General features: G+C 60.7%; 8 protein-coding genes. All 8 read right to left on the bottom strand.

What is annotated here, in order from left to right:
* Window positions 1-208 precede the first annotated feature (208 nt).
* Complete coding sequence (gene glgB, locus NA645_RS20005) at window positions 209-2,425, bottom strand: 1,4-alpha-glucan branching protein GlgB (protein ID WP_256050406.1); 2,217 nt, start codon at window positions 2,423-2,425, stop codon at window positions 209-211.
* Window positions 2,422-5,745, bottom strand: a complete 3,324-nt coding sequence (gene treS / locus NA645_RS20000; protein WP_256050405.1) for a maltose alpha-D-glucosyltransferase — start codon at window positions 5,743-5,745, stop codon at window positions 2,422-2,424. The genes glgB and treS overlap by 4 nt, the downstream gene beginning before the upstream one ends.
* A 142-nt stretch (window positions 5,746-5,887) precedes the next feature.
* On the bottom strand, window positions 5,888-7,900 hold the full coding sequence (locus tag NA645_RS19995) for an alpha-1,4-glucan--maltose-1-phosphate maltosyltransferase (protein WP_256050404.1): 2,013 nt from the start codon (window positions 7,898-7,900) through the stop codon (window positions 5,888-5,890).
* Window positions 7,901-8,278: 378 nt separating this feature from the next.
* A complete protein-coding gene (gene fdhE, locus NA645_RS19990) occupies window positions 8,279-9,220 on the bottom strand; it encodes a formate dehydrogenase accessory protein FdhE (RefSeq protein WP_423836589.1) in 942 nt (313 codons plus the stop codon).
* The gene (locus NA645_RS19985) at window positions 9,217-9,906 is read right to left on the bottom strand and encodes a formate dehydrogenase subunit gamma (protein ID WP_256050403.1); all 690 of its coding nucleotides are present in this window, start codon (window positions 9,904-9,906) and stop codon (window positions 9,217-9,219) included. Before NA645_RS19985 ends, fdhE begins: the two co-directional genes overlap by 4 nt.
* Window positions 9,903-10,838 carry a formate dehydrogenase subunit beta gene (gene fdxH / locus NA645_RS19980; RefSeq protein ID WP_256050402.1) on the bottom strand — a complete coding sequence of 312 codons (936 nt, stop codon included), beginning with the start codon at window positions 10,836-10,838 and terminating at the stop codon, window positions 9,903-9,905. The genes NA645_RS19985 and fdxH overlap by 4 nt, the downstream gene beginning before the upstream one ends.
* Window positions 10,838-13,918 carry a formate dehydrogenase-N subunit alpha gene (gene fdnG / locus NA645_RS19975; RefSeq protein ID WP_256050401.1) on the bottom strand — a complete coding sequence of 1,027 codons (3,081 nt, stop codon included), beginning with the start codon at window positions 13,916-13,918 and terminating at the stop codon, window positions 10,838-10,840. Before fdnG ends, fdxH begins: the two co-directional genes overlap by 1 nt.
* A 139-nt stretch (window positions 13,919-14,057) precedes the next feature.
* Window positions 14,058-14,981, bottom strand: a complete 924-nt coding sequence (gene ligD, locus NA645_RS19970; protein WP_256050400.1) for a non-homologous end-joining DNA ligase — start codon at window positions 14,979-14,981, stop codon at window positions 14,058-14,060.
* Window positions 14,982-15,074: the final 93 nt, after the last annotated feature.

Here is a 15,074-nt window from a genome sequence, read left to right as displayed (position 1 = left end):
GCGCTCACCCTCCTGATGGGGCGTATGGAGTTGCCTGACAGTTCGTTCGAAATAAAAGCCAAGGCAGGTAGAAAACCTCCAGGACGCTCGGACTTCGTTCCCGTCAGGAGGCCGAGTGGACGTCGTGCACAAGGACGCGAGGCAGGACGCCGAGCGAGGACCGATGGACTGGGACGCCTAAGTATGGACGCCCCATTCGTGACGACCGCTACTCCTGTGGTCGCAGTATCACCACCCCAAGCGGCGGAAGCGTGAGCATCAGCGATACGTCCTGTCCATGGGAAGGCACCTGTTCGGCCAGCAGACCTCCACCATTGCCCACGTTGGAGCCGCCGTAGCATCCGGCATCGCTGTTGAAGATTTCCTCCCAGCGACCCTCTACCGGAACGCCTACCCGATAGCCCTCTCGTACCACCGGCGTGAAGTTGCCTACCACCAACAGCGGATACCCGGTCGAGCTCTTGCGCAGCCAGGCGAACACGCTGTTGGCGCGGTCATCGCCGATCAGCCACTGGAAACCCTGCGGATCGCTGTCCAGCTCATGCAAGGCAGGCTCATGTGCGTACAGACGGTTGATATCCCGTACCAGGTTCTGCGCACCGCGGTGGTCGGCCTCCTCGAGCAGATGCCAGTCCAGTTCGCGGTCGTGACTCCATTCGCGCCACTGGCCGAACTCGCTGCCCATGAACAACAGCTTCTTGCCCGGATGCGTCCACATGAACGACAGGTACGCCCGCAGGTTGGCGAACTTTTGCCAGCGATCACCGGGCATTTTGTCGATCAGCGAACCCTTGCCGTGAACCACTTCATCATGGGAAATCGGCAGCACGAAATGCTCCGAGTAGGCGTAGACCATGCCGAAGGTCAGCTTGTCATGGTGATACTGGCGGTTGATTGGGTCTTCCTGAATGTACTTGAGCGTGTCGTGCATCCAGCCCATGTTCCATTTGTAGGCAAAGCCCAGCCCGCCCTCGTAGGTTGGTTTGCTGACACCGGGAAATGCCGTGGACTCCTCGGCGATGACCAGCGCGCCGGGCGTTTCGGTGGCCACCACGTCGTTAAGGTGTCGCAGGAAGTCGATCGCTTCGAGATTCTCGCGACCGCCGTGGCGGTTGGGAATCCACTCCCCCTCCTTGCGCGAATAGTCGCGATAGAGCATCGAGGCGACCGCGTCGACACGCAGTGCGTCGACGTGGAATTCACGCAGCCAGTGCAACGCCGAAGCCAGCATGAAGCCGTGCACCTCGGTGCGCCCGAGGTTGTAGATGTAGGTATCCCAATCCTGATGAAACCCTTCGAAGGGGTGTGCGTATTCGTACAACGCTGTGCCATCGAATTCGCCCAGCCCGTGCGCGTCGGTCGGAAAATGCGCCGGCACCCAGTCGAGGATCACCCCGATACCGGCGTTATGGCAGGCGTCGACGAATGCCGCGAAGTCATGCGCACTGCCATAGCGCGCGCTGGGCGCGAACTGCGACAGCAACTGATAACCCCAAGAACCGCCGAAGGGATGCTCCATGATCGGCATCAGCTCGATATGGGTAAAACCCAGGTCGACGACATAAGGGATCAGCCGCTCGGCCAATTCGTGCCAATCGTAGAGTCGCCCTTCATCGCCACCCTCCTTACGCCAGGAGCCCGCGTGTAGCTCATAGATGGTCATCGGCGCGTTGTAGGACTGCCGCGCGGCCCGCTGCTGCAACCAGGCTTCGTCTTTCCACTCGTACTCCAGCGGATGCGAAATCACCGAAGCGGTTCCCGGAGGAAGCTCGGTCGCCAGCGCAATCGGATCGGCCTTCAGCGGCAGTATGCCGTTCTGCCCCAGAATCTCGTACTTGTAGCGTTCACCCGGCTGTAGGCGCGGGATAAAGATCTCCCACACGCCGGAAGGAAAACGCAGTCGCATCGGGTGACGGCGGCCGTCCCAGCCATTGAAGCTGCCAACCACCGATACGCGTCGGGCGTTAGGTGCCCAGACGGCGAAACGCACGCCCTGCACGCCATCGATTTCCATCGGCTGTGCGCCAAATACACGGCCGATTTCGCGATGGTTGCCTTCGGAGAACAAATACATGTCCATTTCGCCGAGCTGCGGCCCGAAGCTGTAGGGGTCTTCGGTGATCTGCTCGCCCCCCGCCCAGCGGATGTTCAGCAGGTAAGGCTGCTGGTGGGTCAGCCGAGTGACGAAAAAGCCGGGCACCTGGCCCTGCTCCATCGCTGCCAGCAAGCGACCGCTGGAGCGTTCGAGCACTTCGACGCCCAGCGCGTTAGGTAAATAGGCGCGTACCACCAGCCCACCGCCGTCAGGGTGCGGGCCAAGGATGGAAAACGGGTTGCCATGTTCGGCGCGCACCAGCGCATCGACGTCGGCATCGGTTGGCAGCAGGGTTTCACCGGGCATGGTCACAGCCGGACGATCATTCATCGGGAATCTCCATCGGAAATCTGTTGTGCCAGCTTCGCCAGTCCCTGAAGCGGAACGGATAGCCAGGCCGGGCGGTTCTCTGCCTCGTAGGCCACTTCATAGGCGGTTTTTTCCAGGCTGAACAGGGCCAGAGCAGCGCCAGCACCGGCTGCGTCCTTCCAGGCGTGCGGCATTTGCGCTGTCGCCTCGCGGTAGGCCTCGAGAAACACATCACGGGCGCTCTGTTGGTAGGTGTCGGAAATAGCGCGGCGGGCCAGATTCGCCTCTTCGGAACTGTCACTGGCCTGCGCGTTACGCAGGGTCATGGCAGTGGCGTATTCGAACGAACGCAGCACGCCGGCGACATCCTTGAACGGGCTCAACTTGCTTCTGCGCTCTTCCAGCGAGCGCGCCGGCTCACCTTCGAAGTCGATGAAATACGCATCGCCTTGAACCACCAGCACCTGGCCAAGGTGGAGGTCACCGTGTACACGCGTGCGCAGGCCGCCAACGGAACGTTCGGCCAACCGTTTGACCTCGCCTAGCAACTGGTCGCGCTGACCGAGTAGCTGATCCACCAGCGATGCGCTTTTGCGGTCGAGATCGCCGCGACGGGCTTGCAGCAGATCCAGCGCGCGCTCCACCTGTGCGGATATGGTCTTGATCCATTCTTTGGTATCGGTCAGACGGGTCGGCTCGCTGGCGAATGCCTGATCGCTGGTCTGCGTCGCCAGCGCCATGTGCATCTCACCCAGGCGCTGCCCAAGCAGGCGATTGAAGGCTTCGACTTCAGCGAGGGCACTGAACTGGTTCTCGTGCTCGGACACACCGCCAGCAATCTGATCGCGAACGGCGCGGTCCAGGGTGTTCAACGTCCATTCCCAGGCATCGCCCTGGTTGTCGAGGAAGCGCTGCACGACCATCAGCGCATGCGGCTCGCCCCGCTTGTTGACGCGCGTGACCTGGCCGAGCATCGCCGAGATGTGCTGGAAGCCCTGCTCGGTCAGGAAGCGGCCCATTTCCAGTTCCGGGTGCACACCTGCCGAGACCCGGCGCAGCACCTTGATCATCATGCTGCTGTCGATGATGGCCGAGCTGTTGGATTGCTCCGCCGTGAGGTAACGCACCTCGGCATCGGCCGGCAATTCCACGTCGGCCAGATTGCCGATCGGCTCGAAGCGGATCTCGCCTTCGCCGCACGGCACCACCTGTTTTTCACGCAATCCTTGAATCACGCCCAGGACGAACTGTTTGAGCGCAAAGGCATCCGTCAGCAGGCCGACCTGCGGACCACGCCGGACCCGTGCCATCGCGAGTTGCTGCGGCAGTGCAATGTCGAAGTCGTCTTCATCGAGGAAGCCCAACGGCAGCTGGTACAGATCGGTTCGCCCGGCCGTTGCCACTGCGATCTCGCTCAGCAGCACCGGCCGCTGTGGATCGCCGAACGGCACGCTGTAGCAGATCTTGATCGAGTCGATCGCCGCATCCTTGCTGGCGAACCAACGCCGCTTCGGCAGGTAAGCAGGAAGCGACTCGGTTTCGAGAATGCGCTTGTTCGCTGCGGTGAGCGTATCCAGGCGTTTGAGCACGAGGGTTTGGAAGTCGGGCATGGTTTCCACCGGTGCCTGGTGCCAACTGGGCATCTGGTGACTGGTTGCCAGCTGGAACCAGTAGAAGCCATAAGGTGGCAACGTCAGCAAGTAGGGCAATTGACCGATCGGTGGGAACGCACTGCCCCCGACCATTTCCACGGGCACCATCCCGGCATAGTGCGAAAGCTCCAGTTCCGCTGCCTGAGCCGCGCGCGACACGTTGGTAACGCAAAGAATCACCTCGGTCTCCCCGCTGGGTGCCGTGAATTCACGCAGATAGGCCAGGATTCGGCGGTTGCTCGGTGCGAGCATCTTCAGGCTGCCTCGCCCGAACGCCTTGAACTGTTTCCGAATAGACAACAGCCGTCGCGTCCAGTTGAGCAGCGAATGCGGGTCGCGCTGCTGCGCCTCGACGTTGATCGCCTGATAGCCGTACAGCGGGTCCATGATCGGCGGCAACACCAGACTCGGCGGGTCGGCGCGGGAGAAACCTCCATTGCGGTCCACCGACCATTGCATCGGCGTACGCACGCCGTCGCGGTCGCCGAGGAAAATGTTGTCGCCCATGCCGATCTCGTCGCCGTAATAGATCACCGGCGTGCCGGGCATCGATAGCAGCAGGCTGTTGAGCAGCTCGATGCGGCGACGGTCGCGTTCCAGCAGGGGCGCCAGACGGCGGCGAATGCCGAGGTTGATCCGCGCGCGCTTGTCCGAGGCGTAGTAATTCCAGAGGTAGTCGCGCTCCTTGTCGGTCACCATTTCCAGCGTCAGCTCGTCATGGTTACGCAGGAAGATCGCCCACTGGCAGTTTTCCGGAATGTCCGGCGTCTGGCGCAGGATGTCGGTGATCGGGAAGCGGTCTTCCTGAGCCAGCGCCATGTACATGCGCGGCATCAGCGGAAAATGGAACGCCATATGGCATTCATCGCCCGGTCCGCCGTCTTCGCCGCCGAAATACAGCTGGGTATCTTCCGGCCACTGGTTGGCCTCGGCCAAGAGCATACGGTCGGGGTAATTGGCGTCGATCTCGGCGCGTATCTGTTTCAGCACCACATGAGTTTCAGGCAGGTTCTCGTTGTTGGTGCCGTCGCGCTCCACCAGATAAGGGATGGCATCGAGCCGCAACCCGTCGATGCCGAGGTCGAGCCAGTAGCGCATGACACTGAGCACGGCCTTCATGACCTGCGGGTTGTCGAAATTGAGATCCGGCTGGTGCGAATAGAAGCGATGCCAAAAGTACTGCTGGGCTACCGGGTCCCAGGTCCAGTTCGACACTTCGGTATCGAGGAAGATGATCCGCGTACCGTCGTACTTGTCATCCGTGTCCGACCAGACATAGAAGTCGCGCGCCGCAGAACCCTTTTTCGCCTTGCGCGCACGCTGGAACCAGGGGTGCTGGTCCGAGGTGTGGTTGATGACCAGCTCGGTGATCACCCGCAGCCCGCGCTTGTGCGCAGCTGCGATGAAGCGCCTGGCATCGGCCATGGTGCCGTAGTCCGGATGCACGCCGCGGTATTCGGCAATGTCGTAACCATCGTCGCGCCGCGGCGAGGGATAGAACGGCAACAGCCAGACGGTGTTCACGCCCAGGTCGGCGATGTAATCGAGCTTCTCGATCAAACCCTGAAAGTCACCAACCCCGTCGTTGTTCGAGTCGAAGAAGGACTTCAGGTGGACCTGATAAACCACTGCGTCCTTGTACCAGAGCGGGTCGGTGATGAAGGCGGCTGGCTTGCGTGATTTGGCCATGTCTCGTTCCTTTTTTCTGCCTCGAAACCGGGACGCCAAGTCCCAGCCGAGACGGCAAAGGTCATCAGTAGGCGTAACAAAACAGTTTAATTGTTACTTCTAACCTGCTGATAAATAGGGTTATAGCCTTGCTCTTAATAAATCACTTGAGGTCTGGATCAGGGCCCCCTGCGCTCAGACGCCAAATTCCGAATGGCAGATGCCAGGGCTCGATCCGCATCCATTGCGTCTTGCCATACCAGGTCCAGCGATGCCCATTCATGAGGTCTTCGCCGCGGGTTTCAGCGTGATCGGGCAAGCCAAGCTCCCAGAGCGGCAACTCGAAATGCGCTTCCTGGGCGTTATGTGGATCGAGGCTGACCGCGACCAGAATGAAATTCGAGCGATCCGCCGTGCGCTTGCCGAAATAGAAAATGTTGTCGTTGTAAGCCGTGTAGGCCTGGAAACCGAGGTGGGTTTGCAGGGCTGGATTCTGGCGGCGGATGCGATTGAGCTGAGCGATCTCGGCGATGATGTTGCCCGGCGCGTGGTAGTCGCGCGGACGGATCTCGTACTTCTCCGAGTCCAGGTACTCCTCCTTACCGGGAATCGCAGCGGATTCGCACAGCTCGAAGCCCGAGTACATACCCCAGAGCCCAGACCCCATGGTCGCCAGCGCCGCTCGGATGAGGAAACCGGCGCGACCGGAGTCATGCAGGAAGAATGGATTGATGTCCGGCGTGTTGACGAAGAAGTTCGGCCGGTAGCAATCGCGCAACGGCGGCTCGTTGAGCTCGGTGAAATATTCGCTCAGCTCCGCCTTGTTGTTGCGCCAGGTGAAATAGGTGTAGCTCTGGTTGAAGCCGACCTTGCCCAGACGCGCCATCATCGCCGGCCGGGTGAACGCCTCGGAGAGGAACATCACGTCCGGGTCGCGCTCGCGAATATCGGCGATCATCCATTCCCAGAACGGCAGCGGCTTGGTGTGTGGATTGTCGACGCGGAAGATCTTCACGCCCTGCTCCACCCAGTGCCAGACCACGTCGCGCAAGGCGATCCAAAGATCGGGCATGGCGTCTTCGGCATAGAAGTCGACATTGACGATGTCCTGGTACTTCTTCGGCGGGTTTTCCGCGTAGCGGATGGTCCCGTCAGGGCGCCAGGAGAACCAGCCCGGATGTTCTTTTAGCCAGGGGTGATCCTGGGAACACTGAATGGCGAAATCCAGCGCGATTTCCAGGCCGTGGTCGCGCGCCGCCGCCACCAGATCGCGGAAGTCGCCAAGCGTGCCAAGCTCCGGATGGACCGCATCGTGGCCACCGTCTTCACTGCCGATGGCATAGGGACTGCCCGGGTCGTTGGGGCCGGCGTTCAGAGTGTTGTTTCGGCCCTTACGGTGCTGGCGCCCGATGGGATGAATGGGCGTGAAGTAGAGTACGTCGAAGCCCATATCGCGGATCGACGGCAGGCGCTTGTGCACGTCGCGGAAGGTGCCATGTCGGTTCGGGTCGTCGGTTTCCGACCGCGGGAATAGCTCGTACCAGCTGGCGAACTGCGCCAGTGGTCGCTCCACTTCAAGCGGGAATACCGGGCTCTGGCTGCAATGCTCACGCGGGTCGGCATCGGCCATTGCCGCAGCCGTCTCATCGGCCAGCATGACCGATACACGCTCGTCATCCAGGTGCGCAGTGCTCAGGCGGTGCAAGAGATCATCGATGATCGCCTTGGTTTCACCCATGGCCCGCCCGCTGGCGCGCTCTAGCAATAGGCGGCCTTCTTCCAGCTCCAACTGCACCGGCACACCCGCTGCATGTTTTTTCGATAGCTCGTAGCGGTAGGTTTCATAGACGTCCCACCAGGCCTCGATCATGAACTCGTGGCCTGCCACCTGCGTTGGGGTGAAATGACCTTCCCACTTGTCGTTGCCGAGCAGCTTGAGACGGGCGCGACGCCAGCCGCTTTCGTCCTTGGTACGCCAGCAGATCGCAGCGGCCAGCTGATCATGACCATCGGCAAATACCTTGGCGGACACGGTCACCGGATGGCCGATGATGGCCTTGGCAGCGAATCGACCACCGTCGAGAACCGGCTCGGTCGCCTCGATGGCTATACGCGGCATCTGCAATGCTTGTTCAAGTCGGGGATGGATTGTTGCGTGGGGCTGTGCGTCGTTCATCGAACGGGCTCCTGGGGCCTGAATCATTGCGATACGGCAACCCAACCGCTTCGCAAGCGGCGTCGGCAAGGTTGGGGTTGTCGTCGTGAAACCCCGCTGCGGGTTTCACGGGCTCTGTTCTTCCGAACCAAAGGAGGCTGTAAAAGTTCAGCACGAAAGCCCGCTTGAGAGCCGCTGCGCACGGCTGTCTGACGGACGTTGAGTTGCGAAGTGAGCGCGCAAGAAAAGGTCGAGAAATCAGAAGGTAATCGCACCGAAACACTGCCGATGCGTTTGCGCCCTACTTGGGTAGCTTTAGAGGAGCTTTGCAACTGTGCAGACGGTGGCGGGACACCGGTAAGAGTCGTTTCCTACCGAGCCCCGCAATCGCGGAGAGGCCTAAGCCCCCATCACCAGCAACGGGTTGTAGCCACTACGTGCGTATTCGTCCTGCTCGGCCAGCAGCATGTCCAACGCGAGGCTGGCCAGATCGTCGGCAACCGGGTCGGCGCGCCCGTGGAGCTCGCGCTGCATGACCTTCAGATAGCTGTGGCATTCGTTGCAGGCTTCTGCCTGGACCGGCAAAAATGCCTTGCCCTGCCCTTCGTCGAGCGTCAGATAGAGCAGCTTGCCACCGGTGTCGCACACGCTGCACTTAATGCGCTCCAGATGCCATTCGGTTGCGCATAACGAACAGTGTAAGTAGCGCACGCCACTGCGATGGCGCTCGTTATGGACCACGCTGGCCACAGGTGCGGCACCGCAACATGGGCAAAGCGCCTTCGCCTCACCGGTGGGGCGCGCCGGCGCGCTGGGTAGTCCGATGGCCAGGCGTGCCCAGGTGACCTGCAGAGCCGCAGCGACCAATGGCAATAGCGCGCGAGTCGCCTCATTGCCGGGACGCATTTCGAACACGTCATCGGCCAGTTCATCGAGTCGCTCAGCGGGCATCTCTCGCAGTGCGGCGAGCAACGGCCGCTGACGTTCGCCCACATGCAACTCCACCGCATCGAGAATGGCGAGCAAATCGGCATGCCAATGCACGTCTCGTCGTAATGCCTGGAATCCCAGAGGTGGCATGTCATGCTTCAACGCCTGATCGAAGGCATCCGGCGCCGGCCGCCAAGCGGGTTCATGCTCGGTCAGTACCTGATGCTGAGCCTGTACCAGACGAGCCATGAATGCCAAGAACTCATCCAGCGACGGCACCTGCATGACGAGTTCTCTTAGCCGCGTGGCGCGTTTGCTGAACACCTTGGCATCCGGCAGCACCACGTGGGGCGCGTCCATGATTCCGGACGGCGCGCTTCCATACGAATGATTCACTTCAGCTCCTTTCATCGACGGCGGTCCTGCACTTCGCTGGTGGGCGATGCGGCTTGCGCATCGGATTTCTCGTTGCGCACGACATCCTCGTACCACAGCCCGTGATGGTGACGCGCCCAGGCGTGGCTAACGCGGCCCTGTGTCATGGCCCGCACCGAGCCTTTGACCCAGATGGCCGAGTAGACATGAATGACCAGCGTGATGATGGCGATGAATGCAGCGATCGCATGAATCAACACGGCCCAGCGCAGCGCCCAGATTGGCATGCCATCGGCGATCCAAGGGCGCCAGAGCACGATGCCGGTGATCAAAAGCACCGGTACGGTGGCCAGGAAGATCCAGTACACCAGTTTCTGCCCGGCGTTGTTCTTGCCTACCGGTGGCAAGCGCTCATCGCGGTTGCTGAGCACGTCGCCGATCTGCTTCATCCACTGCACATCGTGGCGGCGTATCAGGTTATCGCCGAAGAAGCGCACCGCCTGGATGATGAAGAACAGTGACATGAACACGCCAATGTACGGATGCACGATCCGCGTCGGCTCCGGCCCACCGAACAGCGCGGTGAGCCCGAAGAAAGCCGGATAGAACAGTGCGAGGCCACTCAGCGTGAGCAATACGAAACTGATCGCGATAAGCCAGTGATTGACCCGCGCCCAGCAACCGTAACGCAGGATGCCGTATTTGACGTTGGAATGGCTCATAACCGGTCCTCCCCACGACGATCAAGTTCGCGATCGGCCGCCGCCAGCTCCGGGTCCGGATCATCCTCCGGCTCTTCCTTCGGCCCTTTCATGACGTAATGGAAGAAACCGGCCAGCACCGACACACCCAGCGCCACGGACATGATGGGCTTGGTCACGCCCTTCCACAGCTCCACCGTCGGGCTGATATGCGGGTCCTTTGGCAAGCCACTGTAGATTTCCGGCTTGTCAGCGTGTTGCAGCACATAGACCACATGGGTGCCGCCAACGCCGGACGGATCGTAGATACCGGCGTTTTCGTAGCCGCGCCCCTGGAGGTGCTGGACCCGGTGAGCGCCGTAATCGAGCATGTCCTCCTTGGTGCCGAACATGATTGCCGAGGTCGGGCAGCTCTTCACGCAAGCGGGTTCGAGACCATGGAACACCCGATCGGAACACAGCGTGCACTTGTACGCCTTGTTGTCCTTTTTCGAGATCCGCGGGATATCGAAGGGGCAACCGGCGATGCAATAGCCGCAGCCAATGCAGTGCTCCGAGTTGAAATCGACGATGCCGTTGGCGTACTGCACGATGGCACCGGGCGATGGGCAGGCCTTGAGACAACCCGGCTCGGCGCAATGCATGCAGTTATCCTTGCGGATCAGCCACTCCAGGTTGCCCTGTTCATCCTCGTATTCGCTGAAGCGCATGACCTCGAACGACTCGGCGGTCAGGTCCTGCGGGTTGTTGTAGGTGCCATCACAGGTCCCGACATCGTCGCGCAGGTCATTCCATTCCGAACAAGCGACCTGGCAGGCCTTGCAGCCGATGCAGACCGACACGTCGATCAGTTTGGTGACCTTTTCCACACCCCCGTGCCGCACCTGCGGCGAGGGCGTGGTGGTCGCCGAGCGGGCGATGATGTTTTGCAGATTGATCTGGTCACCAACCATCAGACGGCTCCTCCAATCTTCTCCACGTTCACCAGAAACGACTTGAACTCCGGTGTCTGTGTATTTCCGTCACCCACGAATGGCGTGAGGGTGTTGGTCAGGTGCGCCTTCTTCGCCACACCTTTGAAGCCCCAGTGAATGGGGATGCCGATCTGATGCACGGTGCGCCCGTCGATCTGCAACGGCACCAACCGCTTGGTCACCACCGCAACGGCAGTGATATAGCCCCGTTTGGACGTCACCCGCACCCGGTCGCCCGCAGCGATGCCCAGTTCCTCAGCCAGCACCGCACCCATCTCGATGAACTTCTCCGGCTGGGCGATGGCATTGAGTCGCGCATGGACTGTCCAGTAATGGAAATGCTCGGTCAGACGATAAGTCGTCGCCGCGTAGGGGAAGTCCTTGTTGGAGCCAAACGAATCGCGATCCTGCTCGAAGACGCGAGCGATCGGATTGTTCATCGCCAATGGGTTGTTTGGACTCATCGGGTTGCGATCGATGGGGCTTTCCATCGGCTCGTAGTGCTCAGGGAATGGCCCTTCGTTCAGCCATTCGCAAGCGAAGAAGTGCCCGCCTCCAGACTGGGTGATGATGAAGGGACCGACGCCCTGGGACGGCGGCGATGTGGGCGGGAAGTCAGGTACATCCGCCCCGGTCCAGCGTTCGCCATTCCACCAGACGAACGCTTTGTTGAGTGCCCATGGCGTACCGTCTGGCCGGGCTGAAGCGCGGTTGTAGAGGATTCGCCGGTTCATCGGCCAAGCCCAGGCCCACTCCAACGTGTTGCCGGTGTTGTAAGGATCCGAGTTGTCGCGCCGGGCCATCATGTTGCCTTCTTCGGTCCAGGCGCCGGAATAGATCCAGCAACCGCAGGCCGTCGAACCATCGGCACGAAGCTCACTGAAGTCCTTCAGCAACTCACCCTTGCGACGGACCACATTGCCCGTCTCGTCGGTCAGGTCCACCAGCGCCCGGCCGTTATATTCCTGAGCCAATTCGGCCGCTTTGGGGAATTTCGGGTCCTTGTAGTTCCAAGAAAGATTCAGAATCGGATCCGGGAACGCACCGCCCTCCTCCTGATACAGATGCTTTATCCGCAACATGACTTCGCCGAGAATTTCGGTGTCGGTCATCGATTCGCCGGGTCCAGGTGCGGCTTTCTCATGCCACTGCAGCCAGCGCGAACTGTTGGTGATGGAGCCGTCATCCTCCGCGAAGCAGGTCGTCGGCAGGCGGAACACTTCCGTGCCGATCTGCGACGGATCTACATCGTGGTATTCGCCAAAGTTCTTCCAGAACTCGCCGGTCTCCACGGTGAGCGGGTCCATGATCACGAAGTACTTGAGCTTCGACAGCCCATCCATGACCTTGGCCTTGTTCGGGAATGCCGCCAGGATGTTGAAGCCCTGGCAGAACGCACCGGTCATCTTGCCCAGCGTCATATCGTTGATGGCGTAGAGCACGTCGTAGATCGGCACGGAGAGTTTCGGCAACCAGTCGTAACACCAATTGTTTTCCGCCGTGGCGACGTCGCCGTACCAATCCTTCATCAGGCTGACGAAGAAGCGCTCGTAGAATTTCCAGTACGACACCTCACCTTCCACCAACGGCGGCTTGATGCGCGTCTCCATGTAGTCGGCGTAGGTTTGCAGGTTTACCGATGGCAGGTTGAGGTAGCCGGGCAATAGGTTGGACAGCAGCCCGATGTCGGTCAGGCCCTGGATGTTGGAGTGGCCGCGCAAAGCGTTCACGCCGCCGCCAGGCATGCCCATGTTGCCGAGCAGCAACTGCACCATCGCACCGCAACGGATGATCTGCGAACCGATGGTGTGCTGCGTCCAGCCCAGCGCGTAGAGGATGGTCATGGTCTTGTCGGGCGCGGATGTCTGCGCCATCAGATCCCACAACTCCTGCACCTTGGCCTTGGGCATGCCGCAGACGTTTTCCACCTGTTCGATGGTGTAACGGCTGTAATGCTCGCGCATCAGCTGGAACACGCAACGTGGATGTTCGAGGCTTGGATCGGAGCGAGCGAAGCCGCGCTCATCCAGCTCGAAATTCCAGGTTTCGCGGTTGTAGGTCTTGTCTTCGGGGCTGTAACCCACGAATAACCCATCATCGAAACCGAAACCTTCGGCGACGATCAGGCTGGCATCGGTGTATTCCCGGACGTATTCGTGAGCGTAACGGTCGGATGCGATCAGGTAGTTGATGAAACCACCCAGGAACACGATGTCCGTGCCGGTACGGATCCAGGCGTGATAATCCGCTACCGCCGTGGTGCGGTTGAAGCGTGGATCGATGGAAATCAGGACCGCATTGCTGCGCTCCTTGGCATGCATGACCCAGCGGAACCCCACGGGATGCGCTTCGGCCGAGTTGCCGCCCATGGACAGAATGACGTCAGCATTGGCGATGTCGACCCAGTGGTTCGTCATGGCACCGCGACCAAATGTTGGGGCAAGACCTGCCACCGTTGGTCCGTGTCAAACGCGCGCCTGGTTGTCGAGTTGCAGAATGCCGAGCGCCCGGGTGATCTTCTGCGTGATGTACGCCGTCTCGTTGGTACAGGCCGAGGCCGCCACCATGGAGGTCGTCAACCAGCGATTGACCAGCCGCCCCTGCTCATCATGGGTCTCGAAATTCTTGTCGCGGTCGTCCTTCATGTGTCGCGCGATGCGCGTGAAGGCCTCGTCCCAGCTGATGCGCTTCCATTCGTTGGTGAATGGCTCACGCACTTCCGGATATTTGACCCGGGATTCGCTGTTGATGAAGTCGAGTACGCCCGCGCCTCTTGGGCAGAGCGAGCCACGACTGACCGGATGGTCCGGATCGCCTTCGACGTGGTAGATCTGATCGACCACGTTGGCGGCGCCGTCTCCACGTGAGTAGAGCAACATGCCGCAGCCTACCGAGCAGTAGGTGCAGATATTGCGAGAAATTTTGGCGCCGGTCAGTTTGAAGTGACGAATCGACGCGACGGCTTCATCAGGCGCAAACCCCATCATGGCCATGCTCGATGCGCCTACAGCGGTCGCACCGAACTTCAGGAACTGTCGCCGGGATACTCGCACGGTCATCGGTATCTCCTGTTACTCGTTATGTACTGCACATCACGTCTGCAACCGCTCTACGGCGGTTATTGCAGACTGCTGATGGGTTAGGTGCATGTTCGCTACGCTAGTTCAAAGGCTAGCTGGAGATTCGACAAAAGAAAGGTCACCCGTCTTGCGCGAGTGCTTTTAACAACGAAGCCGATATGGATTGGCGAGTCGATGCGTAATCAGACCAAGGATCGCCAGACCGCTCCGCCAAGCGTTGATGCAGGTTTAGGATGTTCCACTGGTTCGCCCCGGCGATCTGCTCCAGCTCGTCGCGACCGATAGGCACCGATACCGGCAAGCCGGGCCGCGCACGAGCCGAATAGGCCGCGACGGTGCTGGCACCGCGCTGATTGCGCAGGTAGTCGACGAATATCTTGCCGATTCGATTCTTCGGCCCCATCTTCTCCGCGAACCTGTCTGGCTCTTCTCGGGCCAGGCGCATCGTCACGCCGCGAGCGAACTCGTTGATGCAATCCCAACCCTGACGGCGATCGATCGGCACCACCACGTGCATGCCGCGGCCACCGCTGGTTTTGAGAAACGCATTGAGGCCCAGCTCGTCGAGCAGATCGAGCGTCAGACAGGTCGCCTCGACCATACTCGACCACGGAAGCGCGGGGTCCGGATCGAGGTCGAACACGACCCGGTCCGGTCGATCGATACGATCGCTGCGGGCGTTCCAGGTATGAAACTCGACGGTGCCCATCTGCGCCGCCTCAACCACTGCCGTGATGCTGTCGGCCTGGATCAGGCGGGCGTGTTCAGGGTCGAGGGATTTGTCCAGCACGCGCATGTGCGGCATTTTCAGTCGGCCGCAATGGCGCTGGAAGAAACTGTCTCCATCCACTCCGTCCGGCGCGCGGACGATGGACAGCGGGCGTCCGGCCAGATGCGGCGTCAGCCAATTGCCCACCGACAGATAGTATTCAGCCAGCTGCAACTTGGTGGCGCCGCTTTGCGCATCGATGACGCGTTGCGGACTGCTGATACCGATGCCGCCCACATCGGGGCGTTTGCTCTTGCCGGGTGTTGCTGACATGAGGCTCCTCGTGGATCCAGGCCGTGTGAAAACTACTGCGCTCGGTTATGCGGCGTTAAAAACAGGCTCGGATGCGAGCCCAGTCGGATGCGA

Origin of the sequence: Stutzerimonas stutzeri (assembly GCF_024448955.1) — a bacterium.
GTDB lineage: Bacteria > Pseudomonadota > Gammaproteobacteria > Pseudomonadales > Pseudomonadaceae > Stutzerimonas > Stutzerimonas stutzeri_AQ.
This window is presented reverse-complemented; position numbering and strand designations above follow the sequence as displayed.

Excerpts from the sequence above, each read along its gene's own strand:
- glgB (WP_256050406.1), bottom strand. The coding sequence starts at position 2,425 with ATGAATGATCGTCCGGCTGTGACCATGCCCGGTGAAACCCTGCTGCCA.
- treS (WP_256050405.1), bottom strand. The coding sequence starts at position 5,745 with ATGGCCAAATCACGCAAGCCAGCCGCCTTCATCACCGACCCGCTCTGG.
- NA645_RS19995 (WP_256050404.1), bottom strand. The coding sequence starts at position 7,900 with ATGAACGACGCACAGCCCCACGCAACAATCCATCCCCGACTTGAACAA.
- fdhE (WP_423836589.1), bottom strand. The coding sequence starts at position 9,220 with ATGAAAGGAGCTGAAGTGAATCATTCGTATGGAAGCGCGCCGTCCGGA.
- NA645_RS19985 (WP_256050403.1), bottom strand. The coding sequence starts at position 9,906 with ATGAGCCATTCCAACGTCAAATACGGCATCCTGCGTTACGGTTGCTGG.
- fdxH (WP_256050402.1), bottom strand. The coding sequence starts at position 10,838 with ATGGTTGGTGACCAGATCAATCTGCAAAACATCATCGCCCGCTCGGCG.
- ligD (WP_256050400.1), bottom strand. The coding sequence starts at position 14,981 with ATGTCAGCAACACCCGGCAAGAGCAAACGCCCCGATGTGGGCGGCATC.